The organism is Photorhabdus caribbeanensis (assembly GCF_018448885.1).
GTDB classification, from domain to species: domain Bacteria; phylum Pseudomonadota; class Gammaproteobacteria; order Enterobacterales; family Enterobacteriaceae; genus Photorhabdus; species Photorhabdus caribbeanensis.
Genome location: NZ_RCWB01000015.1, coordinates 60,603 through 87,489 on the forward strand (window position 1 = coordinate 60,603; position 26,887 = coordinate 87,489).

Genomic DNA, 26,887 nt, shown 5'->3' on the forward strand with positions numbered 1-26,887 from the left:
CCCTTCCTAAAGCCTAAGATTAATGATGATTATTGCTTGCTACAGTCGATTTAGCGACTAAATTAACTTTATTACTGCCATCAGTAAAATCTATCAACAAATATTTTGATAACCAACTGAAAATATTATCGGTGATCGATCGCTAATGGGTAAAAAATAACTAAGCAGTATTACCGGTGTAAATCACACTTTTAACTGACTCACTCCCTATGTTGCTAAAAACTTATAGCGTCCTATTCTATAAACTTGCATTCATTCATACTGATAGCATAAATTCGTGGGACATTAGCTATTATTACATGTAATAATTATCGGCTATGTGATACACAACCATGTTCAGCAAGTTACAACTATTATTTAATGCGCAAGGTGGAAGGATTTTTTATGAAGCTGAAAACAACGATGATTGCAGCAGCGGTACTCTCATTAACGGGTATTACCACTGTTCAAGCAGCTCAGGAGTTATCCCCGGAGAAAGCAGCGGAGCTGAAACCGTTTAAACGTATTACGGTTACAGGCCCTTTTAATGCTATTTATGAAGCTGCTGATGCGGTTTCCCGTCGTGCAGATAAAATGGGGGCAGATGGGTTTTACATTCAAAGCCTTGACGATCTGAATAATAGTGGCAACCTGCGCGTTGTAGCTGATCTGTATCACAAAGATGCAGAGAAAATTGATAATTCACCTAAATATCGTGAGTTTCGCGGCATCAAAGAATTACCCAAAACAGAAGCTGTAACGTTGGAGCCATTCGATACGGTCACTATCAGCGGCTTTTATGACACTGAACCCGATTTGAATGAAGCCATTGCAAAAGAAGCCAAGAAAAAAGGCGCAGCGGCTTTCTATATTGTTCGTCAGGTTGCAATCAATGACGGCGGTAATCAAACGATTACTGCTTATGTTTATAAAGATGATGCGCCAAAACGCCAAATTCAGGCTGATGAAGCTGTCATCCCGGCAGATTCCGATTCTGGACGCACCGCATTGGCTGCTGGTGGCGAATCGGCTAAGAAAGTAGAAATTCCTGGTTTAGCTTCTTCAACTTCGACCAGTAATTCTGTTGGCCGTTTCTTTGAAACTCAGTATTCTAAAGGTGAACGTTACACCGTAACTCTTCCTGATGGTACGAAAATCCAGGAATTAAATAAAATCAGCGCTGCTCAGATGGTCCCTTTTGATTCCATTACCTTTTCAGGTTACTACAACAGCATGCCTGATGTTTCCTATGAAGTCGCTAAACGTGCCGCGGCTAAAGGCGCTAAGTACTATCATATTACTCGTGAATGGCAATCCAGTGGTGGTACTTCCACTATCAGTGCTGACCTGTTCAAATAACCCTATTGAACCAAAAACAAAAAAGGCACACATGATAATCATATGTGCTTTTTTTATTTATAAAGATAATAAAGTTCTTCAAATTAGTTAGCGGATTCCAACTTCGAATCGATACAATCAATAGCATTCTGTATCGTCACTATTTTTTCCGCTTCTTCATCATCAATAGTTATTCCAAAATGCTCTTCCAGAGCCATAATCAGTTCAACATTATCTAACGAGTCAGCACCTAATTCCTCGAATGTTTGTGTATTAAGAATCTGGGTTTCAGGTATCCCAAGTTGTTCTGCAACAACACTTTTGACACGATTCTCTAAATTTTCCACGCTGTATTTTCCTAGATGTACCCATTACGAGGGGAAACAGGTTGTTTCCCCCATTCTTCATTAACACTAAGATTAAATATTTACACGACCGTCAGGTGCATGAATGCCCCTGTGAATCTGGCACTTTCAGGGATAAAACATAACAGACGCTGATCTTTCTTCAATTTACCCGACTTCATAAGCTCATCCAACATGATATAAATAGAAGCCGATCCGGTATTTCCTTTCATTGTTAAGTTAGTAAACCAACGCTCTTGTGCAATACCAAAATTAATATCTTCAAGACCCGCGGCAAATTTCATGCGGAAATATTCAGATGAGTAATGAGGCAAGAACCAATCAATAGATTCTGCCGATAAATTACGAGCAGCAACTACCCGGCTCAAGGGTTCGGTAAGTGTGAATTTAACAACCCTCTCATTTAAATATCTGACATCTTGTTTGATGCAGAAAACAGAATAGGCAAGCCAATCAGCCTGACTCATTTGAGCCCAACCTTTCAAACTGCCATCTGCTAACTTTTCTCCACCTGAGTACATACATGTCTCTTGCTCATTAGCAAAAGAGTAAATATCTATCCAATCAATTCGTAATGAAACACCATCAGGTCGAGGTTTGTTTTCAAGTAAAGCAGCACCAGCGCCATCAGAAAGCATCCAACGTAGAAAATCTTTTTCAAAAGCGATTTCAGGGCGTCGTTCCAGTTCTGCAACCCGAGCTTCGTTTTCACTCTGGAAATTGCGGGCATGCAATACAGTGGAAGGTACTTCCGACGTTGTTGAAACCGCATTACTTGTCGTTCCCGAGAGAACAGACAAATAAGCATATTTCATCGCTGTAATACCCGCAGCACAAGCACTAGAAGTTGAGATAACTTCACATGGTTTATTTTTGAGCTCTCCATGAACCATGAGACCATGACCCGGTATAATTTGATCAGGAGTACCACTGCTTGCTGCCAGAATTTGCATATCGTCTAAAGAGAAGTGTTCATCAACCAAACCTTTTACTGCCTCAGCCGCTAATTGAGCAGATGTGTAAGTTGCCTCACCGGTCTCCGGATCCAGTGCATAATGGCGATATTTAATACCATTATTGCGAAGGACTATATGACGAGATCTTGATGGACGACCGCCAACAAAACCAAGGACAGATTCCATTGTATCATTATCTATTGGGTTTCCCGGCATAAACGCGGAAACTTTAGTGATATAAACGTTGTTACTCATTTACTTATTTATCTCCTTATCATCATAGCGGGCAGAACCAGAAGGTTGTTCATAGTATTTCTGTAATTCATTAAGACGTTCTTTAAGTAATGGGGTAAGCAAACGGCGAACAACTACTGAAATAGGAAAAACAACTAGTACCATCAATATCAAATAGGTTACAAATAACGCTAATAAAGAGCGTCTTACCCATATCCCTCGTTTGCCTACACGGCAAATCAGCCCGGACCAAAATCTAAACCCTCGATGCGCCGCACGTTCACCGAAAATAAAAGCTTGGTCGACAACGGCCGCTCCCATACCTTTCAACATTGGAGCATCAACTTTCTCTTTATCCGTTTTGAGCGCTGCCAACAATGCATTACCAAAACGTGGAGCATCTTTAACGTCTTCCTCCGATACGCCCGCCCGCGGTAAGCTAGGAAATGGCTGTCTTTTTCCTGTCATTAGCCATATCGGGGTTGTGAATACTGTCGCAAAAAAGTTTGCTTTATCAACAAAAACCACGTTATCGCGCAAATATGCTCCACTTTCATGCAACAATCTTTTGACAGTTTCCTGAGCTATCAACCACATGTTTCGGCAAGCAATAACCGTCACCACCGGTCGGCCATTAAGTACACGCTTTCCTTCTTTACTCTTAAGAAATGCTGTTATCGGAGGAGCCGGCGATAAATACCAAACTTGGTAGCCTAATATGACCAAATCAAAAGGTTCTTCGTCTTCCAGATTCAAAGGCGCTAGCTCAGGCGGATGTAATTGCACTGTTTCTGGAAAAACATCAACAAATTTGGAAAATTTCCAGGGAAATTCAAATTCTGGAATCGGTTTCAGAACAACTTCACGGATGTATATCTCGTCAGACTCTTGCAGAGGTGAGATTAAACTTTTTACCACCTCGATCAATTGGCCACTTTGGGAATATGACACTACAAGAACACGTTTCATATGTTCTAACCTTTATGAATATTTAATACTGAGCCATTCATCGGCACCTAAAAGATAAGAATTTGAATGACAGTTGACCTCTAACCATCTGAGAATATTTTTTGGCATATGTACATATAATCATTCCTGAAAATTAAAAACATACACAAGAAAAATAAGTTAATAAATGGCAGAGTAATATTTTCACAAACAATATAAATCAAAGCTGTCGTTGTCAACATGATTTTTTTATTTTTATATAAGATTAGTTTTATATCACATTGTGGGAATTTAATTAGTTACTGATAGAAAAATTAATAAAAAATATATTAACCTGAATATAAAATTAACAAAATCAATTAAAATTAAGAAAATATTTAAATAAAATCAATAAATTAAAAAAACACCCCGCATGTTTTAATTTGATAAGATATTCATAACATTATGAAACTACATATTCGATAGATTAATTTAATAATCTGACATGAAAACAAGAGATGATTATTACTTAGCAGTAATATTACATAACAAAATAAAAATTTATCTTTCACAACCACTTTTATTAAATTTTGAGATCAGTCGAAAAAATTAAAATAAAAATTACTTAATTAGTAATAACACCATAGTACTTCATACTTATCACCTATTTACCTCAGCACAACAAACAGCATTATAAAAATAACTCATATAAGCTTATAAAAAATAAACTGCATCTCACCACATTTAATCATCACCAAACTCACCATCAAACAATGCATAAATTTTATAGTTATTTGCATAGAAAACCATTGCATCCAGTTCATACCCTTCGTAGAATCCCCCCTCTATTTCTAGGTTCAATCAGTCTGTCTTTCTGTTCTGTACAGCTTGGAAGCGACAAAAACCCGATACCCAGCTCATCTTTATGATCGGGGTAAAAAACTGGCTAATAATGCAGTTTATGTCACATTAGGAACATATCTTTGGAAAAGAAACTCGGTCTCACAGCTCTTACTGCTCTGGTACTCAGCTCTATGGTCGGTGCAGGCGTTTTCAGCTTACCGCAGAATATGGCTGAAATCGCCAGCCCGGCAGCGTTAATGATTGGTTGGGGAATAACAGGTGTCGGTATCCTGTTCCTGGCTACTTCACTGTTATTGCTCTCTCGTCTTCGTCCGGATCTTGATGGCGGGATTTTCACTTATGCCAAAGAAGGCTTTGGTGAACTAATAGGCTTCTGTTCTGCCTGGGGATATTGGTTATGCGCAGTTGTTGCCAATGTTTCTTATCTAGTTATCGTTTTTGCCGCCCTAAGTTTCTTTACTGACAAAGAAGGCGCTGTCATCTTTGGTGATGGCAATACCTGGCAGTCCCTATTGGGAGAATCTATTCTACTCTGGTTCGTTCATTGGTTGGTACTCCGTGGCGTTCAAACCGCAGCCGGAATCAATAAATTGGCGACAATGGCAAAGTTGTTGCCTTTAGGTGCTTTCATCATACTTGCCGCCTTAGCCTTTAAAATGGATATCTTTGATCTCGATTTTAAAGGCATCGAGCTAGGGGTTCCTGTCTGGCAACAAGTAAAAGACACCATGTTGATTACCCTCTGGGTTTTTATCGGTATTGAAGGTGCTGTCGTAGTTTCAGCCAGAGCAAAAAAACGGGCAGATGTTGGTATTGCAACCATGCTAGCTGTCGTTGCAGCATTAGCAATATACATCTTAGTCACCCTACTCTCCCTTGGATTAGTACCACGACCTGAATTAGCAGAAATACGCAACCCATCAATGGCAAACCTGATGGTGGGACTTGTTGGTTCCGCAGGTGAAATCATTATTGCCGCCGGATTGATTATCTCCGTCTGTGGTGCTTATCTGAGTTGGACGATCATGGCAGCAGAAGTGCCATTTATCGCTTCCCAACATGGCTCTTTTCCAAAAATATTTAGCCAGCAAAATCGCAATAATGCACCATCATCTTCATTGTGGTTCACTAATGGCGCCGTACAACTCTCTCTCATTTTAATCTGGTTAAGTGGAAGTAATTACAATTCATTACTGGCAATTGCATCAGAGATGATTTTAGTGCCCTATTTCCTTGTCGGAGCATTTCTTTTAAAAGTCGCTTTTGAGCGTAGCAATAAAGGATTATTACTCATTGCCGTTGGAGCTTGTATTTATGGCATATGGCTACTTTATGCATCCGGTTTGATGAATTTACTATTGTCTGTTGTTCTCTATGCACCAGGTCTTATTGTTTTTCTGTATGTACGCCGTCAAAACCCACAGAAAAATAGCTTACATCTGGCTGAAAAGCTCACTATTGTCGTGTTGCTGGTAACAGCCATTCCTGCCACTGGGTTGCTAATCAAGTAGTCCCGCCAGATTCAGGCCATTACTTCCCTGTGATGGCTTTCTGAATTTTCATATAGCAGTTTGTTTGGTTTTTTATGGTTCTGTCATATTTTTGTTGGTGTTATCTTTAATAGTATGTTGTAACTAATATTGTTAATGTAATTTGATGGGTTTGGAAGAAAACCTCATCGTAAAAGAGTCGATGCTTGCCGTCGCGATGCATCTTGAAATCCATAGGATATATAACCTATTAGCGTGGTTTTTTGCATGGCTGGACCTCAAACCTCTATTCCAGATCATCATCGGCAAAGGTGTAAAACGGGTATCTATTTGTCCCTATTGAAGTCGTCTCTGCCTGGGGCATTCGCACCGTAACAAATTCAGTACGAACGCCCTAATAAAGACCTGATATTATCTTTAAGTTATTTCAGTTTGTCGGCCCAATCCGCAATTGCATCCGCTGTTTCGATCGGCTTCTCAGCGGGTAATGCATGGCTGGCCCCTTCAATCACTGCGACAGTAACGCGGCTGCCAAACTCATCCTTCGCCTCCATTCGAGACGATTCAGGTCGAAACGGGTCTGAACCCGCCTGTAGATCGAGGATTGGCGCCGCCCCGCCAGCCCACCAATCCTTGCGATTGGTCAGCTCGCGCGCCGAGGACTGACTTTTTATGACATCAGAATGCCAACCCTCAAGCCAAGACGTTGGATCATTGCCTTCCGCGAAGAAGGCAAGCCTAAGTTTCGTCAGCCGCTCCTCACGAGTGGATTTCGGATCACTAATCACCATAATCGCATCCGAGAGCTCCGAGGGCCAAGATTTCGCCGCCCCAGCCAAAAGCACTATACCGCGCGTCATTTCGGGATAATCCGAGGCAATTGTCTTAGCGATCCAGTGACCATAAGCATGCCCCACTACGATTGCCTTACCTCCTTCCGCCGCAACCACAGACGCAAAATCGTCGGCAAAGTCGTGGAAGGTCACATTTTCCATCGGACCGGTTGACCTTGAGATTCCGCGTGGCTCCGGCAGTGCAACACGATAGCCTCGCATCGCCAGTCGATCCGCGAGTGGCGCGAATTCCGCTGTTCCTCGCCCGGTTGAAGCAATCACCACAAGCAGTGGCCCCTCTCCACGCACCGAATATTCGATCGATGCCACGCCATTGGTAGCAATTTTTTGTTCTACATGCATGGCCGAAGCAGGATGCGCGGCTGCAAGCACGATGGATAAAAAGCCTAATATCAAGACGAACTGTTTCATTTTCCTCCCTTACAGGGTTAATTGTGTTGAGTACTTATAACGTTAACTAAGATAGGCATCGCTATAAACAATAAAATAGAAAGATCACATGAGAAAACTATAGAGTAGTTTTTTCCTGATAACTTACTCCATTAGAATAAAAACTTTCAAAGAGAAAATGATAGCAAGAGGTAATAACATCAAAATAATAGAACAAAAAAATAAATTCTTAAGCGTGATAAATTAATTGTGACATAAATCACAATTAATTTTATAACCAATTATTAATTAAAAGATATTCTCATTAATTAGCATAATGATTTATTACATACAATAAATCACCTTAATATTAAAAAATAATCCTGTTTAAGCAACAAATACAGATAAAAGTCTTAAATACAACACATTATCCAGTCATTCTTTGGATTTTTCCTAATTAATCGCTATGATCACCCTGCTTTATCCCAAAAAAGACACAGTTTGAGTTATCGCTATTGTGATTGGGTAAAAGTCATAAATATTTACACGCTGTATTGATGTTTATACAGTTCCCATTAAATCAATATTTCTATTTCCCTAACGCCATACTCGGCAGGGTTAGGATCTATTTAAAATGAAAGCTAAACTGATTATTTCATGCTTACTTGCATCTTCCGTATTTATTTCTGTAGCAAACGCAGCCGACGGAAAAATCAACTTTACAGGTAATATCATCGCAAATGCCTGTAAAATCGATACTGACTCTGCAAATCAAAACGTAAACATGGGAACAATTAGCTCAAATGCATTTAGTGGTGTAGATAGTACCGCAGCAGCAACACCCTTTAGCATTAAAATGAGTGATTGCCCACCAGAATATACTCATGCACAAGTTAAATTTGACGGGCAAATAGATAGTAGAAATAACAATCTTCTGGCCTTATCCAATGATAAAGGCCATGACGTCGCCGATGGTGTTGCTATTGGTATCTATGAAGAAGATAACTCAACGCTGGTCCCTTTAGCAAAAGCTTCCAAATCTCAAGCTTTTACTGACCAAAAAACAGCAGAGTTAAAGTTCATTGCAAAATATGTTGCTACAGCTCAAGCAATTAGTCCAGGCTCAGGTGATGCAGTCGCCAATTTTACGATTGTTTATAACTAAGGCAGGCTAAATTTAGAACAAAGCTTCATTCACGTTTTGTTTCTAACAAAGCAGTACGGGGCATGGATGCCCATAAAATAACACATAAAAACACGATAAAACGGAGATGCTACCGTGCAGTATCAACGCCTATTCACAATAATTTTTCTATATGTTATCAGTATAAATTTCGCTATCGCTGGTGTCGTCATTGGTGGAACTCGTGTTATTTATATGAGCGACAAAAAAGAAGCCTCCATTTCTATAAACAACCCAGAAAAAGATGCACCTTATCTGATCCAATCTTGGATCCAAGATGAAAATGATAATATGAAGTCCCCTTTCATCGTTACTCCCCCCATCTTTAAACTCGCAGCAGGCCATGAAAATATCTTGCGTATTGTAAAAACAGAAAGTAACTTGCCTCAAGATCGGGAATCACTTTTTTGGTTAAATGTAAAGTCGATTCCTACCTCGGTGAAATCAGATCAGAATCAATTACAAATAACAGTTAAATCAAAGTTTAAATTATTTTACCGCCCTGCAAATTTGGCGGAAAAGTCAAGTACCGCATACAAAGAGCTCAAATTTCGTACAGAAAATAACTCATTAATCGCAGAAAATCCTACACCTTACTTCATTTCATTCTCTTACCTTAAAGCAGATCAACATGAAATAAAACCTGCTGGTATGATTAAACCTTTTAGTCAACTAAGCTGGCCTCTGCCGGCAAAGAACATAAAGCAGGTAAATTGGAAAGCAATTAATGATTTTGGCGGTGTTACTGCCGAGGAAAAAACAGCCATTTAATAAAACCGTTACATTACTTTACTCTATGCCAAAAAGTTAATTATGGGAAAGTGCTCACAGCATAAGATTAATAAGCAACCATATGATATTGAACATTCATGGCTCTTATTATTGCCATTTATCGCTGCTGGCATATTTTTTTACCCTGCTAAAACTTATTCTGAAGATTATTTCAACATTCATGCACTGGAAATAGTTACTGATTCTGGTTCACCTGAAGATATTGATCTCTCTATTTTCACACAAGATGACTATCCACCCGGTATTTACTGGGTAGATATTTACCTTAATAAAGATAAAATAGATACCAGGAACGTAACCTTTGTCACGATAAATAACAAATTGCTGCCCAAGCTGACAATTCAGCAATTACAGAATATGGGAGTAAAAATTGATACATTTCCAGAGCTGATCAGTTTACCACCAGAAACAGAGTTGTCTGATTTAAGTCAGTATATTCCATCAGCAAACACTCTCTTCAATTTTAGTCAACAAAGACTGGATATCAGTATTCCACAAGCAATGCTAAACAATCAGGCAAGAGGTTATGTTTCCCCCGAATTATGGCAGCAAGGATTAACTTCATTATTAATTAACTATAATTATAGCGGCTCAAATACCTGGCAAGATAACCCCTCTGGCTCCACGCAGACCCATTATCTAAATCTTCGAACAGGTGCTAATTGGCAAGCATGGCGTCTACGCAATTATTCTACCTATACCAGCCGTGACAAGAATTGGAAAAGTATTAACACCTATTTACAACGAGATATTCACGCACTAAAAGGACAATTAACGCTAGGTGACAGCTTTACCCCCTCCTATATTTTTGAGGGCGTCCAATTCCGCGGCTTACAATTAGCTTCTGATGACAATATGTTACCAGACAGTTTACAAGGTTTCGCCCCTAGTGTTCGAGGAATTGCTCAAAGTAACGCTCAGGTTACAATCAAGCAAAACGGCTATATCATTTATCAAACTTATGTTTCACCGGGTCCATTTGTCATTAATGACCTTTTCCCAACCACAACAAGTGGAGATTTGGAAGTTATCATTAAGGAAGCAGATGGTCAGGAATACCGATCTACTCAATCCTTTTCAACTATACCGATTATGTTACGAGAAGGCGGTCTCCAATATTCGATAACACTGGGCCAATACCAATCATCAAATCATCATGGGCGAGAACCTAATTTTATCCAAAGTGCATTAGTCCATGGTTTTTCTAATAATATCACTACCTATGGCGGTACGATTTTTTCAAAAGATTATCAATCCGTCGCTTTAGGATCAGGTTATAACCTTGGTATATTGGGTTCTCTCTCTTTTGACATTACTCATGCTAACACTGATTTACCATCCAATATAAGTACCAAAGGGCAATCTTATCGTTTTCAATATGCAAAAGATCTTTCATTAACAGGAACTAATTTTACTTTGGCTGGCTATCGCTATTCGACACGTGGTTTTTACGATTTTAAAGAAGCCAATGACATAGATGATGCTAATAAAAGTGACTGGCGTTACCGCACCAATAAAAGAAGTAAATTGCAACTGCATATTAATCAATCTTTAGGAAATTTCGGCAGTTTATATCTGTCCGCTCTTCAACAAAATTATTGGCAACAACCTGGCTATGAACGTAATATCAACGCAGGTTATAGCATCAATTATAATAATATTAATTACAGTCTGAATTATACCTATAGCCAACTTCCAGATGCGGATAAAAATGAGCAGCTTTTTTCATTCAGCATACAGATCCCATTAGATCGCTGGCTAAAGAACAGCTGGACCAGTTACAATTTCAATACCAATAAAAACAAGGATATTTCCCACCAAATCGGTTTAAGCGGCACCGCGCTGGAAGATAATAATTTAATCTATAGCTTGCAGCAGAGTTACACAAATCACGGTACCGGCGCTGGCGGTCATATTCATGCGGAATATAAAGGCGCTTATGGTCAACTTAGTACCGGTTATAGCTATGATCGCCATTCTCACCAATTGAATTATGGCCTTCAAGGGGGCATTGTCGCTCACCCATACGGTATTACTCTTTCACAACATTTGGGAGATACATTAGCATTAGTCCGGGCTGATGGCGCTCAAGGAATAAAGATCCAAAATAATGTTGGTATTGCCACCGATTGGAATGGTTATGCGGTTATTCCTTATGTCAGCAGTTACCGGAAAAATCGGATTGCATTGGATACTCATTCATTAGCAGATAATGTCGATATTGACGTTAATACTCAAACCGTTATTCCTACTCGGGGGGCATTAGTTCTGGCCGATTTTAAAACCCGGATAGGTCACAGAGTTCTCATCAATCTCTACTATCAAGAAAATCCGATTCCTTTTGGCGCGGTTGTCACGTTAGAAAAACACCATGACATTGATGAGATAAACAGCGCGATTGTCAGTCACGAAGGGCAAGTTTACCTCACTGGTCTACCCGATAGTGGACAATTATTAGTTAAATGGGGTTATAAAGATATTCAGGAATGTGTCGTTAATTATAAATTACCAGAAAAAAGTCCTTTATCCGGTATTTATATAATATCAGCGCACTGTAAATAACCACCCACAGGAAAACGCTATGTTTAATATTTACAATAAACTTAAATATTTTCTCATTATCACCAATTTATTAACCGGTTCGATAGTCAGTTCTTATAGTTTTGCCGCTAACTGCCAGTTTGAGAAAGGATTTAAACCAGAAATCACTCATCTCTCCTTTGGAACCTTATATGTCCCAAGAGATCAACCTATTGGCACAACCATTTACGAATATCGTGCAGAGGAATTAGACAATAAAAACAATATCTTCTATTGCGATACAAACGTTAATACATCATGGGGATATACATCCTATAAAAGTGCGGATTATAACAAGGATGCGATTTACGAATCCGGTGTCCCCGGTGTTGGTATCAGAATAAATACCTGGGGTCCCGGCTATGGTATCGACTGGTTACCGCGTATTGCTAATAATCCTGTAAGCTGCGACAATTCTGGTCGTTGGTATTGTGGTAAAACATGGGGTTATCTGACAATCCAGCTAATAAAAATAGCACCAACAACAGGTTCTGGTTTTGTCAGAAACGAACAATTAATTCAGGCTCGGGTAAATAATCATATCGTGCATACTTACCGTTTGGGAAATACCCGAATTATTACTAAAAGTTGTTCACTGAAAAATAGCAACATTACTGTTCCTATGGGTGATATTAAAAAAATCGATTTTTCTGGTATTAACAGCACCGCAGGAGGAAAAGATTTTGAGATTATTTTAGATTGTGATGATGATGTCCAGATTCAATTAATGCTTGATGGCAAGAGAGCAAAAAATAACTTATATCATGTCTGGGCGCTTGATCAAAATGATAATCGCACAACTGCTTCCGGTGTGGGTATGCAAATTCTTTACAACAACCAACCTGTCATTATCCATTCACAAATAAATATTGGTAATAGCTATTCAGGCGGGAAGTTATCTATCCCTTTACACGCCCGCTATTTTCAGACCGATCGCAATATTACCCCTGGGCAGGCAAATGTAACCGCAACCATGACATTAACTTATCAGTAATAAATTTGTCTGCATCAGTTATAGAAAGTTTATTTCTTGGCTGATGCGCTGTTATTTTATTAGTTTTATCTGAAAAAGTTTTGAGAAAATTCAGCAGATTATGCCCACTAATTCACATGTTATGTGTTAGTAATAATAGCATCAATTGCTGAGAGAGTTTATCCTCGTGAAATGACAACATTACATATAAAATCTTTTTTCTTTATTTTATTAGAGTCAAGGAATGTAATAACCGGAGTAAATACGCAATATTTATCACCATTGATATCAACTAGCGGCGTAATACGTTTACAAGTTAATTCCATTTCTCCTATTGAAGTCAGAAGCCGATAAGTTCATATTCAGGCTACGGGCTGCGTCTACCAGATCTGTTGTGAGGTATATTAGTTTCATAAATTAATTTACAAAAAATTTCTTTTATTTACAAAATTATGCTTTTAAAAATGTTTATTAAGTTTAAAGTTAAATTTATTAATATTTACTAATGGAAACAAGTATGACTTGGCAATATTCACAAAGCACTGGTGTACTTACACATAATGGCTCTTTTATTGCAAAAGGCTATAGCGGTCATGGCGCAGGGTTGAATAACCCATCCATGCAGGACGCATATTTAACAGGACCTATACCACAAGGTCATTATAGAATTAACGGATACAATAATCATAAGGGCCCATATACTGTAAAACTCATTCCCATTTTAGGAACAAACACTTATGGGAGAGATGCTTTTAGAATCCACGGAGATAGAAATGATGGTTCATATCATCAAGCTTCTGAGGGGTGTATCGTTATAAACGGGGCAGAATTGAGAAAAAGTATTGCTTCATCCAGTGATGATATATTAGTTGTAGTACCATGAAAAAATTACTTCCAATACCAATAATAGCTTTAAACCTTTTAGCTTTTAATTTCTTTGCAACTGAGTTAGAGAAGAATAATCCATACCCTAATCTGACACCAAAGCAAATTATTGAAAAAGTAAATTCAATGGGAGCAAGGAAATTCGTAACATCGACCTTACCTAATACCGATGACAGCACATGGGATTACATTTTATCCCATATATCAAGTGGTGATCCTGAATGGTTGAACATTGTTCCGATATTATCAACTGGGGTTGATGCAGGCTCAGCAGAAGATCTCACAATAGCAGTTGCAACAGCAATACCAAAGAATTCCGCTGTTGTTCTGTCTGTCCTTAATAATGCCAACATTTCAATTAGCACTGAATCTGTCTGTTCTCTACCTTTTTATCAAGGAACAGAAGCAAAATTAAATCAGTATGTCGTTGATAGTATTCGTGCACTTTATAAAAATAAAAGTGGTGAAAAATGCTTACAAAAGCTTATTTCTGCCACCGGTAATTCAAAATCATTTTCTGAAGGAGATTAATAATGGCTATTTCTCTATAAGTCGACTAAATAGCCATTAACCACGCATTAAATACGCGACTATATTAAATATATTTTTCGACTAGAAAAGATTTTGATAAAGAATTGTTGAGGAAAAGAGGCTGAATATGAAAATAATAGTCATTAATAACGATACCCATATGGTTTTTTTACATTTCATTCTAATATGAAAAAATAGTTAACTAATATAGTTAAGAAGAAAAACGTTATAATTGACATAAAAAGCATGGCCATGAATGGCATTTTGCACACCTTGATAGAAATATCATCCATTCTGACAGTTGGGCTGAAAGGGTATAACTGCTTATCCCTATAAGCGATAATATATATATCAGACCTGAGCTGACAGTTACCGATTATTTATACAGGTATCTGTTAGGCTAAAAGCGTTTACTGGGTACTAATCTTCTTTATTTCTTGCTTTGTCAACTCAGCCAATAGATGACCTCACAATAAAAGCAGCGTAGAAATGAAAAAAACCACAAGAAGCCGTTCGGCGGGCTGATGTATGATTTTAGAGTAGAAGATAAACGCGATACAGAGCGAAAGCCAGAGACGGCAAGCCAAGTATCCAAAGAATAATGGTTAATTGCATACCCTTTAATTTGCCATCAAAAGACAATGAACTCTTTTCAATAGATGACTCAATTCGAGATATAGCGTTATCAAATTTGTTCTCGATTTCTGCAAATCTAGCATCAAACTTGCCCTCTACTTCTGTAAATTTGGAATCAAATCTATTCTCTAGCTTTGTTAAGCTGGCATCAAACTTACCCTCTACTTCTGTAAGTTTGGAATCAAATCTATTCTCTAGCTTTGTTAAGCTGGCATCAAACTTACCCTCTACTTCTGTAAGTTTGGAATCAAATCTATTCTCTGACTTTGTTAATCTGGCATCAAACTTACCCTCTATTTCTGTAAGTTTGGAATCAAATCTATTCTCTGACTTTGTTAATCTGGCATCAAACTTGCTCTCTACTTCTGTAAGTTTGGAATCAAATCTATTCTCTGACTTTGTTAATCTGGCATCAAACTTGCTCTCTACTTCTGTAAATTTGGAATCAAATCTATTCTCTGACTTTGTTAATCTGGCATTAAGCTGTTCTTCACTTGGTTTCTTAGACAAAGTATTATTGATTACATCTAATTTTTGCATGACAACAGCAACGTCGGTCTTCATTGTACCAACATCACTGATGACTGATTTCAGATCAGCCTTCACATCGCTCATTGTGGCTTTGATATGCTCAACGTCTGATTCAAGTTTTGCTACACGAGCTTCCAACATATCACCACCTCCACCACCATTGCCGTTTCCATACTTCATAGTATTGGACAAATGTTTATGACTTGCAATAATTGCTATATCATTGGCAGAGAATCCGTAAATCTTAGCCATCACTTACCTTCCATGTTAGATGTAACAACAAAATAACTCTCATTTACGTCTATAATTTTGCTATCTGCGGAGTCTAATTCCCCCGAATACAGCTCAACAATAAGCTTATAAATACCTTCATTGGGAAAGTGAACCCTCTTTAATGTCATTGATGAGACCATAATATATTGGTCTGTAGACGTAAAACCAGACAAGTGAATGTATGCTGTATCATTTCCCTTATCTTGATCATCAAGAACCGATTTATCATCAAAGAACACGTCAATTTTAGTGTAATACAACTCATCTTTACGCAAGAAAACGCCTAAAGCTACATTAAGATACTCTACAGATGGAAAACTATCAGCATATATCCACATACTAGGAGAGTGCATCACATCAATTAACATTCCTTGTCTGATATGTACCGGGTAAGCGAATGATATTTTCTCTAACGTCATGATATTCCTCATATGTTTACTGCTGCTTCACACTCGATACTATTGCTTCTGTAAGAACAAATCCATGACGGCAAGCTCCGTTTGGTGGACAGGACTTAATTAAAACAAAGGACTGGATAAAAATCCAGTATTTTGTCAATAACCTGAGCCACCTTTAGTCTTCTTTGATCAGGAAGCAATTTGCTCCATCGTTTGCAAAATTCTCTTATCAGAGACCGGATATGGCGTGCCCAGTTGCTGAGCAAACAAGCTGATCCGCAGTTCTTCAATCATCCAACGAATTTCTTGTACCTCAGGCAACTGTTTCTGTTGCAGTGATAATTTTGCCAGCCATTGCTGCCACTGTTGCTGAACATTTTCGACACGCCCCATTTGTGCTCTATCTCTGTGCGGATCAATCGCCAATTTTTCAAGACGGCGCTCAATGCCTTGCAGATAACGCAGGACATCCGGCAAGCGTTTCCAACCATTAGTGGTGACAAATCCTTTGAAAACCAAACCGGAAAGCTGCTCTTTGATATCCGATAATGCCAGGGCCAGCGAAATATCAATTTTCCCCTTAAGGCGTTTATTAATAGCAAAAATGGCGGTGAGTATCTGTTCCACTTGCTTAGCTATTTCCACGACAGTATCGTTCAACTCAGCCCGAACTTTGTCCTGTAGCTGAATAAAACCTCGCTCATTCCAAGCTGGCCCACCATTCACTGCCATCAATTTATCCACACCACAAGAGATACAATCGTCAATTAAATCCAATACCTTGCCATAAGGATTAAAATAGAGCCCCAATTTGGATTTATTCGGCAATTTCTCATGTAAATACTTAATTGGTGAAGGAATATTGAGCAACAACAGACGACGAGTGCCTTCCCACATGGCAATCTGTTGCTCCAATTCAGTTTCAAACAATTTGATACCGATACTCTCTTTTTCATCCACCAGCGCAGGAAAGGCTTTAACAGAGTAACCACCACGTTTTTGCTCATATCGTCCCGGTAATTCACCGAAACTCCAAATATGCAGCCCACTCTGTTCAATCCCATCATCGGCAACAGCGGAAAGTGTCTCCTGAACTTTTTCTTTCAAGCGTAATTTCAGTGCAGATAAATCTTTACCTTCCGCGATAGTCCGATTCTTTTCCCCCACCACTCGAAATGTCATTTTGAGGTGATCGGGTACTTGTTCTAACTGCCAATCATCACGTGACACCGTAACGCCAGTTATCCGCCGTAACTCCCTCTCAAGACTATCTAACAACGTGGATTGAGGTTGAGATACTCGCTCCATAAATGCCTGAGCATAGTTTGGCGCAGGGACAAAATTACGACGAATCGGTTTTGGCAGTGATTTAATCAGTGCAACAACTAAGTCATAACGAATACCTGGGATCTGCCAATCAAATCCTTCATCCTTAACCTGATTCAGCACCGGAAGTGGAATATGCACCGTCACGCCATCAGCTTGCGTACCCGGTTCAAACTGGTAGCTAAGCCGTAATTTCAGTGTATCCTGATACCAATAATTGGGGTAATCCAACGCACTGATTTTATCGGCATCACCTTTGATCAACATATTTTTTTCAAAGTTGAGCGAGTCCGGTTGCTCTTTACCTGTCTTCATCCACCAGCGATCAAAATGGCGAGCAGAAACCACATTCTGAGGTATCCGTTGATCATAGAAACTAAACAAGGTTTCATCATCCACCAAAATGTCACGACGACGGGATTTATGTTCTAACTCCTCAATTTCCTCACGTAATTTCAGGTTCGCTCGGAAAAATGCATGCCGAGTTTGCCAGTCGCCTTCCACCAACGCATGGCGGATAAACAACTCACGACAGAGCATTGGATCAATTTTGCTGTAATTAACCTGACGACTCGCCACAATTGGCAAACCATATAAAGTGACTTTTTCCTTAGCCATTACCGCACCCTGCGATTTTTGCCAGTGCGGTTCACTATAGTGATACTTCACCAGATGCCCGGCTAACGGCTCAACCCATTCAGGTTCTATCCGCGCAGCAATACGCCCCCACAAGCGACTAGTTTCAACCAATTCCGCTGCCATTGACCATTTAGGCGGCTTCCTGAATAAGCCAGAACCAGGAAAAATAGCAAAACGCGCATTACGCGCACCGGTATATTCCTGTTTATCAGTATCTTTTTGGCCAATATGGGATAACAACCCAGAAAGTAATGAAGTATGAATACTGCGGTAATCTGCATCCTGGCTATTTATCGACAAACCAATTTCTTTCACCACTTGTCGTAACTGTGCGTATATATCCTGCCACTCTCTGACTCTCAGGTAGTTAAGGTAATCTTGACGGCAAAGCTTGCGAAATTGCGAAGAAGAAAGTTCTTTTTGCTGCTCTTTCAAAAAATCCCATAATTTCAGAAATGCAATAAAATCGGAGTCTTTATCAGCAAATCGACGGTGTTTCTCATCAGAAGCCTGCTGTTTCTCCAGTGGCCGCTCCCTTGGGTCCTGAATAGACAGCGCAGAAGTGATAACCATCACTTCACGCACGCAACCATGATGACGAGCTTCCAATACCATACGCGCCAACCGAGGATCAACCGGGAGCTGAGCAAGTTGTCGCCCAATTGATGTAAGACGGTAATTACTCTTAGTCATTGCGCCTTGATTAATGGTGCTCTGATCAATAGCCCCAAGTTCTTCCAGAAGCCGAACACCATCCTGAATATTACGTTTATCAGGCGGTTGCACAAATGGAAATGCGCTGACATCCCCAAGACCAATCGCTGTCATTTGTAGAATGACCGATGCCAGGTTAGTACGCAGGATTTCTGGATCAGTAAATTCTGGCCGAGAAAGGAAATCATCTTCTGAATACAGCCGGATACAGATCCCGTCAGATACACGTCCGCAACGCCCTTTCCGCTGATTAGCCGACGCCTGTGATATCGGCTCAATCGGCAATCTCTGTACTTTCGTCCGATAACTGTAACGGCTAATACGTGCATATCCGGTATCAATCACATATTTAATTCCCGGTACCGTCAACGAGGTTTCTGCCACGTTCGTTGCCAGCACAATTCTCCGCCCCGTATGTGACTGGAAAATCCGGTTCTGATCACTGTTAGAAAGACGCGCAAATAGCGGCAGTACTTCGGTATGACGCAAATCCAGTTTATTCAGCGCATCGGCTGTATCACGAATCTCCCGCTCACCACTCATAAAGATCAGAATATCCCCGGGCCCTTCCCGGTTGAGTTCATCAACAGCATCAATAATTGCCTCAAGCTGATCCCGCTCTCCATCATTATCTTCCCCCATGACTGGACGATACCGCACTTCTACCGGATAGGTTCGGCCAGAAACTTCAATAATTGGCGCATGGTTAAAATGGCGGGAAAAACGTTCAGGATCGATAGTCGCCGAGGTAATAATCACTTTCAAATCAGGACGTTTTGGCAGCAACTGACGCAAATAACCTAGAATAAAATCAATATTCAGACTACGCTCATGCGCCTCATCGATAATGAGTGTGTCATACTGTTTAAGCAGCCTGTCATTTTGCAGTTCCGCCAGCAAAATACCATCGGTCATCAGCTTAACCAACGTGTTATCGCCCACATGATCACTAAACCGGACTTTATAACCGACAGCAGAACCCACGGAGGTTTCCAATTCTTCCGCCAGACGATTGGCAACCGCGCGAGCAGCCAATCGACGAGGTTGAGTATGACCGATAAGGCCCTTTATTCCCCGACCTAGTTCAAGACAAACTTTCGGGATTTGCGTTGTTTTACCCGAACCGGTTTCACCGGCAATAATGACAACTTGATGGTCACGAATAGCTTTGTAGATATCATCTTTCTTCTGGCTGACGGGCAAGTTTTCTGGGTATTTGATCGTTGGACAAGCAGCCTGACGGTTAATGATTTTCTGAGACTCTTTCACTTATATTGATCCTTGTAACTTCTTAACTTTACTGATTAGCCAGCTTTTATTGATGATGCGGTTCTTATTGACGACATGATTCTTATTGGCGACATAGTAGCACATCTTATTTATTGGTAATAATTTCGGCGGATATTTCCCCATCACGCTATATCAACGTGGGTAAAAGTTTTTCAATAAATTTGAATACTGAACTCTAAATATTGCTCTATTACCAGAAGATAATAACTCATAGAATCACTATATCGTGATTAACAAGTGAATTACCAAAAGTTAACTTAAGGAATAAAAATGAGTAAAGTTCTGGTTCTTAAATCCAGCATTATGGCGCAGCATTCACATACTAACCAAATGGCCGATTTCTTCATTGAAAAGTGGCAAGCCAATCATGCTGATGACAGCATTACGATACGTGATCTGGCCGCACAACCCATTCCTGCTCTGGATAATGAACTGGTTCATGCATTACGCCCGAGTGGCAATGAAATGACTGTTCGCCAAAAAGAGGCATTAGCATTATCTGACGAACTGATTGCAGAATTGCAAGACAATGACATTATTGTTATGACTGCGCCTATGTACAATTTCCACATTCCAACCCAACTGAAAAGCTATTTTGATCTGATAGCCCGTGCTGGCGTAACTTTTCGTTATACCGAAAATGGCCCTGAAGGTCTGTTAAAAGACAAACGTGTAATCATCTTGACCAGCCGTGGCGGCATCCATAAAGACGGCCCTAGTGATCTATTAGTGCCTTATTTGCGTCTGTTCTTGGGTTTCATTGGCCTCACTGATGTAGAATTTGTATTCGCCGAAGGTGTAGGGTTAAGCCCTGATGCCGCAAATCAAGCGCAACAAACTGCCCGTGAAGTTTTGGAAGCTATCGCTTCCTAATAACCACGTTTTGTTCATAATTCATACATCACCTATATTTTTATATTGCTGTTTTTTGCGCGTCATCCGACGCGCCTTTATTTTTTCAGCCATTTACCATTAATACCAAGCACATACTCACCAGGTTCAGCTCGGTTCACCAATTTTTCGCCAGTAAGTTTAGCCACTTGCTCTGTAGGAATATGATTGCCAGCCGCAATTTCTGCGTATTTTTTTTGACGGGCTTGATTAATCTCTGTCACCAAAGCCTGTGCTTGACTATCTGCTTTCACTATAGCCAGATAACCACTGAATGTTTCACCGACCAACCCTTTCTGCTTCGCCTCATTCAAGGTCATTCCCCCAACAGAGGAACTGAACAATACACTGACTAATAACAATATTCCCGTACCCGTTCTCTTCATAATGCCAACCCCCCTAGAATAAGCCCGTGTTATTCTTGAGCATCTCTTCAACTTGCCTGTCCACTTTTATCTGAATTTCATGCTCAATTTTGACATTCATATTAATATTAATGGGCTTCTCAGGTGTTGCCACTTCAAGGCGTATACAACCTGACAGCATTAAAGGCCCTATTGATAGTAAGAACAGCTTCACTCTGGTTTGTTTTGTCATTTATCACTCCTATTCAATATAGATATATTTTGCTGTAACCAATCTTCAAGATTGTTGCCAAACCGTAAGCTGCGCCATAAGTGAAAGATATTCTCTTCATGATGGTAATTCAGCTTGACTTGCCGTTTCTTATCTCTTAATGAATTAACACCCTGAATTTCAGCATTAAGTGTCAAAACCCCTAAATTATCAAGACTCACTTGCGCCCGTAAGCGGCTGATTTCTAAATAGCGTAACCAATCCATAGCGGCGCCAGCGGAAATATTATCTTTATTAATGGAGTCTATCGTGTCTTTATCCAGACGTAAGGTCATATGGTCGATATTAGCAATCCGACCTTGCTGAACTATCCAGCGTTCATTGTTAATAAACAACGGCAATCTTCCGCTGATTTTGCCGGACATCGCAAATTGTTTAACTTTCAACACAGTAAAAAGGCGGCTTAACTCCAATTTATCAAGCGTCAAAATAGCAGGATGATGCTGAGGAAATCTTAATTTATCCAGGTTAATACACCCATCCAACACACCTACATTCACATTAGTCAATTCCAGCGGTTTTTGTTCCGATGGCGGATAAAACCCCTGTAAATCCGCCGTCAGATTATGCATTACAAACAGATTATTAATTGTTTTCATTCGTAGCTGAACCGGCGATTTAACACCAAATTGCCAGGTACTATCTCTCAGCCGCCACGGTAAGACAAAATCAAGGCCATTGATTTCACCATCTTTAAGCCACATGCTGCCATTTTTTACTACCCAGTGCCCTCCCACGACAAAACCTTGCCCTTGTGTGGCAGAAAAAGCGGCCTGTGCATAAAGATCACCTGAGCGCAAGTTTATCCCTAAATCTTTAGGTATCAACGGCTGAAATGCGAGTAAGGATTGAGTAGGCCAACGCGCTTCACCACGTAATCTTGTTCCATCCCAACGACTGTAAAAAGGAATCGGGCCAATATTTCTTGATGAAAGATCACCATTAACCATAAAGTTGTTCGGGCTTTCCCCTGTCAATTTGGCTGTCAGTTCAGTGGGGGGCAAGAAACCACCGGACCGGAACGATATTTTCTTCGTTACCAGTCGTAACTCCCCCTTAAAGGTGGGAGATTTCTCTGAACGTTGCCACTCCAATGGTTTTGTTAACTGTAGACGCGGCATATCCACCCGGATCATGCCGTGTTTAATAACATTAAAGCCGGTAGCCATTTTGTTGACGCTAATCAATGTGTCACGCCAGCGCCCTTTTCCAGCGATATCCCATTTGGCCTGTAGTAGCGGCAAATCGCCATCCCCCCAATAGTTCCAACGCCAATAGCCTCTATCCGGCGTAAAATTCTCGGCATGACCATCAAGATGCAAACGGAATTTTCCCCAGTCACGGTGTTGTGCATTAACAATTGCCTGTAACCGACCAGTAAAACCTTCACGTGTCAGGTAAGTTCCCGCTAACGGTGATCGGGCATCTTTAATAATCAACTCGTCAGACAAACGCCCCCAAGCCCGAAACAACGAACCTGACTGGAAAGTCATTTTCGGATTAACCAGGGGACCATTAATTACCGCAGGCAATGACATAGCCATCATCATATCCTGAACATTAATCTGACCGGTTAATTGAAAAGGAAGTTGCGTATCTAACGAGCTTATCCGACCCGGTTTTATCGTTAACACAATATTCGCTTTACCACGTTTGCCCTGCGTGACCAAATTTATACGCCCACTAATTAGCAGGTTATCTAATCCTTGTTGCCAATGAGCAATCTTAATATTCACTCCACCCATAAGAGGTTGTTCCGCACTCATCCACTGCCATTTACCATCAGTAATATCAAACTGGTCTTGGTTAAACCGCCAGGGTAATTCGGCCAAAGGTACTGTTGTCCCCTCTTCTCTGATAATAAGTTTGCCGGATTTCTCTTGCCAACCTAACTTGATATTTATCGGACGGGCATATTGCCCGGCAATAATTTTACCGTTTACTTCACCATTAGGAGGTAGTTTGTTCACATTAAGTGGTAAAGTCATTTCACCATTAAGGCTGATTTCCTGTTCTGGTAATTTAATTGCCAGTTGGTCAATAATTAGCGATTCTTTACCATAAATATGCGCTGATAATTTAACATTCTTTCCCTGATAACTCAGTTTTTGCCCCAGAGGAGAGGAATTGAATTTTAGTTTTCCGGCAAGATCTTGCCAGGGATAAAAAGAAAGATTTTCCACGGACAAACTTCCTTGTGGAATAAGCGCTAAAATATTAGCAACAGACAATGGAGCAAGGCCCTGCGTAGATTTGGGCAACTGATTTAAGCAATTGATATCTCCCTTAATATCTGCGGCATTTAATTGCCAATGATAACTGTTCTCTATCTCTGAATATGGATAGCTAACAGATAATCGCGATACATGAATAAGCCTGCAATCCTTCACCTGCAATGAAATATCAGCTAGCTGCAAAGCCCCGTTTTTCCATTCTGGTTGTTCCAATGAAACCGTCATACCTGGAGATAACCAGTGACCGGTGACTTTAGATAACCAATGAGGAATAGAAAACCATCCCGCCACTATCAGCAATACCAACAACATTAGTATGGTAATGAATATTTTTAACCCTTTGGCTATCAACTTCTTGCCTCTCCTTATTAAGCCTTAGATCGGTTACTTCTATTGTTATTCCATAATTTAGCAGACACACCTTAAACTAAGACATTGATTATTAAGAAAATTATGTAGAACATATAGGGGAACAACAAGCAATACACTTATAGAGTTAATTAATTTATTGGTTTATTTAACCCTTTACGTCAGCAATAATTTAAGCCCAAAACAATTTATTAGCTACTTAAATTATGGCGGAGATAATCCCATGAAATTAGTCGTTTACAGTACCAAACAGTATGACTATAAACATCTGGAGCAGGTCAATAAAGAGCTCGGATTTGGTTATGATTTTGAGTTTTTCGACTTCCCTCTCAGTTCAAAAACTGCCAAAAACGCTATTGGCGCAGATGCTGTTTGTATTTTCGTCAACGATAATGCTGACCGTGAAGTACTTGAAGAATTGGCTGAAATGAATATCAAAATCCTCGCATTACGTTGTGCAGGTTTTAATAATGTCGATCTGGATGCGGCAGAAGAATTGGGTATTCAGGTTGTACGGGTTCCAGCCTATTCTCCTGAAGCTGTTGCTGAACATGCCGTCGGATTAATGTTGTGCTTAAACCGACGTATTCACCGAGCTTATCAACGTACCCGTGATGCCAATTTCTCTCTTGAAGGCTTAATTGGTTTCAATATGCACAACCGTACAGTAGGAATTATCGGAACCGGTAAGATTGGTATTGCTACCCTACGTATTCTTAACGGATTTGGTATGCGTCTGCTAGCTCATGATCCCTACCCCAATCAAGCTGTTTTGGATCTCGGTGCTAAATATGTCGATCTGGATACGCTGTATGCACAATCCGATGTCATATCCCTTCATTGCCCGTTAACACCAGAAAACCATCATCTGCTGAATGAAGTTGCTTTCAGCAAAATGAAAAATGGCGTAATGATCATCAATACCAGCCGAGGAGCCCTAATTGATTCCGTGGCAGCCATTAATGCATTAAAACAACAAAAGATTGGCGCTTTGGGTATGGATGTTTACGAGAATGAACGCGATCTCTTCTTTGAAGACAAATCTAATGACGTAATTCAGGATGATATTTTTCGTCGCTTGTCTTCATGTCATAACGTGCTGTTTACCGGTCATCAGGCATTTCTAACAGAAGAAGCCTTAACCAGTATCAGTGAAATTACGCTGGGAAATATCCAGCAATTACTCAACGGGAAAATTTGCCCGAATATTGTCAGTAAGTGCCCTTAAAATAATATATAGGAGATAAACATGAAAAAAATACTACCTTTGGCAACAGCAACTTTATTGTTAGCCACATTCCAAGCTTCAGCGACGGAGAACGTGTCAGTTGATGATTTACAACATCACAAATTTGTCCTGGTGAGTGTTAACGGCGAAGACGCGCAAAATCAAGATGGTCGCGTACCAACTATTGAGTTCGGTGAAAAAATGCATATTTCTGGTTCCATGTGTAATCTCTTTATGGGTCAAGGCAAACTGAAAAATGGTGTACTAACCGTGAAAAACCTGGCCAGCACTCAGATGCTTTGTGCTGATGATAAGTTGAATCAATGGGATTACCTGATTGGTAAAGTATTAGCCGATGGCGTTAAAGTGAAGTTGAAAGACCAAAAACTGACACTATCTCACACCGATAATACATTGGTTTATAAACTGAAAGATTACGTTCAATAATTAAAAAACTCATTTATAGAGTTAGCATTAAACATTTAGCAGAGTGAAATTCCTTGAATGGACTCAGGATTAAACTCTGTTTGTCCAAGTGTTTTATTTAGGTGCCGGAAAATACTTCTCGGCACCTTTAGATATAAGATTTAAGCAATAAATTTATCACTAACATTAAACTTTTAAATATTATAGGAGAACTAAATCGACATAAATAGATATAGATAATGTAATTTATTTTTAACTTATTTCTTCCAATTTAAATAAATAGTTATGCACTTTTACATTTAATAGATAATTTACTAACTAAATAAAAGGAAATAATTTATGTCTAATATTACATCGACAGATATTCAATTTATCGACCTCATGAACGAAATGCGTCAACACGCAAAACGTATGTTAAATGATTCTAAAATTGAACAATTTGTGCCATCGACACCTGAACTCCAGGCATACGCAAATATGCTTGGTGAACAATACGAAAGTATAGACATTACCGAAAATAAGGAAGTAGATGGTATTATTAATCAATTGAAAGATTCAGTGAAATCTGGTGCTAATTCAACAACAAACATTTCCAAGACAAGTGTAACTGATAGCACACAGAAATATAAGGAAGCAATTGCCGCTGATCCAGATAACGCAGACCAAGACTGGATCGATAACATGAATAAATCTCGTCAAAGAACCAAAGACGAGAATAACAGGCAAATTGATGCAAGCTACGATAAAGCTATTCAATTTGGGTTGCAATTCCCTAACGCCAGAGCAACAATCCAAAGTTTTATGGAAAAAACTAATGCGTTCTTCTCCAGTCTGTTTGGCAGACTTTCAAATTTTATACTTGATGCAGCCAGGCAACTCTCTGAATGGATAAGCAGAGCATGGGAATCAATTAAATCGTTTTATGATAAAATTAATGTTTGGATTTCCGGTGCTTTGTAATTAATTAATAATGGTT

Annotated in this window: 21 protein-coding genes and 1 pseudogene; 12 read left to right on the top strand and 10 right to left on the bottom strand. The window is 39.7% G+C overall.

Translation table 11 applies throughout. From position 1 onward, the window contains the following. Window positions 1-384: 384 nt before the first annotated feature. Window positions 385-1,338, top strand: a complete 954-nt coding sequence (ydgH, locus tag EAE90_RS11960; RefSeq protein ID WP_214053694.1) for a DUF1471 family protein YdgH — start codon at window positions 385-387, stop codon at window positions 1,336-1,338. An 83-nt stretch (window positions 1,339-1,421) separates the two neighbouring features. Here the strand turns inward: ydgH and stlE are convergent, their stop codons facing one another. The 3 genes from stlE to stlC all read right to left on the bottom strand — a co-directional run bounded on the left by stlE (window position 1,422) and on the right by stlC (window position 3,841). Then, window positions 1,422-1,664 carry a stilbene biosynthesis acyl carrier protein StlE gene (stlE, locus tag EAE90_RS11965; RefSeq protein ID WP_036775642.1) on the bottom strand — a complete coding sequence of 81 codons (243 nt, stop codon included), beginning with the start codon at window positions 1,662-1,664 and terminating at the stop codon, window positions 1,422-1,424. 80 nt (window positions 1,665-1,744) lie between these two features. Continuing rightward, a complete protein-coding gene (stlD, locus tag EAE90_RS11970; protein ID WP_214053695.1) occupies window positions 1,745-2,893 on the bottom strand; it encodes a beta-ketosynthase StlD in 1,149 nt (382 codons plus the stop codon). Next, on the bottom strand, window positions 2,894-3,841 hold the full coding sequence (gene stlC, locus EAE90_RS11975) for a stilbene biosynthesis aromatase StlC (RefSeq protein WP_214053696.1): 948 nt from the start codon (window positions 3,839-3,841) through the stop codon (window positions 2,894-2,896). It abuts the gene before it with no gap. A gap of 941 nt (window positions 3,842-4,782) precedes the next feature. Between stlC and EAE90_RS11980 the strand changes: the two genes are divergently transcribed. Next, complete coding sequence (locus EAE90_RS11980) at window positions 4,783-6,174, top strand: amino acid permease (protein WP_214053697.1); 1,392 nt, start codon at window positions 4,783-4,785, stop codon at window positions 6,172-6,174. Window positions 6,175-6,575: 401 nt separating this feature from the next. Here the strand turns inward: EAE90_RS11980 and EAE90_RS11985 are convergent, their stop codons facing one another. Then, on the bottom strand, window positions 6,576-7,418 hold the full coding sequence (locus tag EAE90_RS11985) for an alpha/beta fold hydrolase (protein WP_214053698.1): 843 nt from the start codon (window positions 7,416-7,418) through the stop codon (window positions 6,576-6,578). Between the two features lie 592 nt (window positions 7,419-8,010). On the opposite strand from EAE90_RS11985, the gene EAE90_RS11990 reads away from it, so the two are divergent. From EAE90_RS11990 to EAE90_RS12015, 6 genes are all read left to right on the top strand, one after another. Beyond that, window positions 8,011-8,541, top strand: coding sequence for a fimbrial protein (locus tag EAE90_RS11990; protein ID WP_214053699.1), 531 nt, complete (start codon window positions 8,011-8,013; stop codon window positions 8,539-8,541). Window positions 8,542-8,655: 114 nt separating this feature from the next. After that, window positions 8,656-9,330: a fimbrial biogenesis chaperone gene (locus tag EAE90_RS11995; RefSeq protein ID WP_214053700.1), complete on the top strand. Its 675-nt coding sequence runs from the start codon at window positions 8,656-8,658 to the stop codon at window positions 9,328-9,330. A 42-nt stretch (window positions 9,331-9,372) separates the two neighbouring features. Continuing rightward, window positions 9,373-11,913: a fimbria/pilus outer membrane usher protein gene (locus tag EAE90_RS12000; RefSeq protein WP_214053701.1), complete on the top strand. Its 2,541-nt coding sequence runs from the start codon at window positions 9,373-9,375 to the stop codon at window positions 11,911-11,913. A gap of 19 nt (window positions 11,914-11,932) precedes the next feature. After that, window positions 11,933-12,925 carry a fimbrial protein gene (locus tag EAE90_RS12005; protein WP_214053702.1) on the top strand — a complete coding sequence of 331 codons (993 nt, stop codon included), beginning with the start codon at window positions 11,933-11,935 and terminating at the stop codon, window positions 12,923-12,925. A 496-nt stretch (window positions 12,926-13,421) separates the two neighbouring features. Continuing rightward, the gene (locus EAE90_RS12010; RefSeq protein ID WP_036806337.1) at window positions 13,422-13,787 is read left to right on the top strand and encodes a tlde1 domain-containing protein; all 366 of its coding nucleotides are present in this window, start codon (window positions 13,422-13,424) and stop codon (window positions 13,785-13,787) included. After that, a complete protein-coding gene (locus tag EAE90_RS12015; RefSeq protein ID WP_214053703.1) occupies window positions 13,784-14,320 on the top strand; it encodes a hypothetical protein in 537 nt (178 codons plus the stop codon). Before EAE90_RS12010 ends, EAE90_RS12015 begins: the two co-directional genes overlap by 4 nt. A gap of 534 nt (window positions 14,321-14,854) precedes the next feature. Here EAE90_RS12015 and EAE90_RS12020 read toward each other — a convergent pair. The 3 genes and pseudogenes from EAE90_RS12020 to hrpA form a co-directional block, all read right to left on the bottom strand. After that, window positions 14,855-15,739 carry a hypothetical protein gene (locus tag EAE90_RS12020; RefSeq protein ID WP_214053704.1) on the bottom strand — a complete coding sequence of 295 codons (885 nt, stop codon included), beginning with the start codon at window positions 15,737-15,739 and terminating at the stop codon, window positions 14,855-14,857. Beyond that, window positions 15,739-16,179: a hypothetical protein gene (locus EAE90_RS12025; protein ID WP_214053705.1), complete on the bottom strand. Its 441-nt coding sequence runs from the start codon at window positions 16,177-16,179 to the stop codon at window positions 15,739-15,741. The genes EAE90_RS12020 and EAE90_RS12025 overlap by 1 nt, the downstream gene beginning before the upstream one ends. Window positions 16,180-16,347: 168 nt before the next feature. Beyond that, window positions 16,348-20,094, bottom strand: a pseudogene (hrpA, locus tag EAE90_RS12030) (ATP-dependent RNA helicase HrpA); the annotation flags it as partial. A gap of 303 nt (window positions 20,095-20,397) precedes the next feature. Between hrpA and EAE90_RS12035 the strand changes: the two are divergent. Then, on the top strand, window positions 20,398-21,000 hold the full coding sequence (locus tag EAE90_RS12035; RefSeq protein ID WP_214053707.1) for an FMN-dependent NADH-azoreductase: 603 nt from the start codon (window positions 20,398-20,400) through the stop codon (window positions 20,998-21,000). Between the two features lie 77 nt (window positions 21,001-21,077). Here the strand turns inward: EAE90_RS12035 and EAE90_RS12040 are convergent, their stop codons facing one another. Genes EAE90_RS12040 through EAE90_RS12050 form a run of 3 tightly spaced genes read right to left on the bottom strand, consistent with a single transcriptional unit; the run spans window position 21,078 to window position 24,239 of the window. Then, window positions 21,078-21,404 (bottom strand): YdbL family probable chaperone protein, encoded by a 327-nt coding sequence (locus EAE90_RS12040; RefSeq protein WP_214053708.1) that lies wholly within the window; start codon window positions 21,402-21,404, stop codon window positions 21,078-21,080. A gap of 13 nt (window positions 21,405-21,417) precedes the next feature. Then, window positions 21,418-21,615 (bottom strand): YnbE family lipoprotein, encoded by a 198-nt coding sequence (locus EAE90_RS12045; protein ID WP_214053709.1) that lies wholly within the window; start codon window positions 21,613-21,615, stop codon window positions 21,418-21,420. Continuing rightward, window positions 21,612-24,239, bottom strand: coding sequence for a YdbH family protein (locus EAE90_RS12050; protein ID WP_214053710.1), 2,628 nt, complete (start codon window positions 24,237-24,239; stop codon window positions 21,612-21,614). The genes EAE90_RS12045 and EAE90_RS12050 overlap by 4 nt, the downstream gene beginning before the upstream one ends. A gap of 241 nt (window positions 24,240-24,480) precedes the next feature. On the opposite strand from EAE90_RS12050, the gene EAE90_RS12055 reads away from it, so the two are divergent. From EAE90_RS12055 to EAE90_RS12065, 3 genes are all read left to right on the top strand, one after another. Then, complete coding sequence (locus EAE90_RS12055) at window positions 24,481-25,485, top strand: 2-hydroxyacid dehydrogenase (RefSeq protein WP_214053711.1); 1,005 nt, start codon at window positions 24,481-24,483, stop codon at window positions 25,483-25,485. 21 nt (window positions 25,486-25,506) lie between these two features. After that, window positions 25,507-25,932, top strand: a complete 426-nt coding sequence (gene hslJ / locus EAE90_RS12060) for a heat shock protein HslJ (protein WP_214053712.1) — start codon at window positions 25,507-25,509, stop codon at window positions 25,930-25,932. A 318-nt stretch (window positions 25,933-26,250) separates the two neighbouring features. Next, window positions 26,251-26,871 (top strand): hypothetical protein, encoded by a 621-nt coding sequence (locus tag EAE90_RS12065; RefSeq protein WP_214053713.1) that lies wholly within the window; start codon window positions 26,251-26,253, stop codon window positions 26,869-26,871. Window positions 26,872-26,887 lie beyond the last annotated feature (16 nt).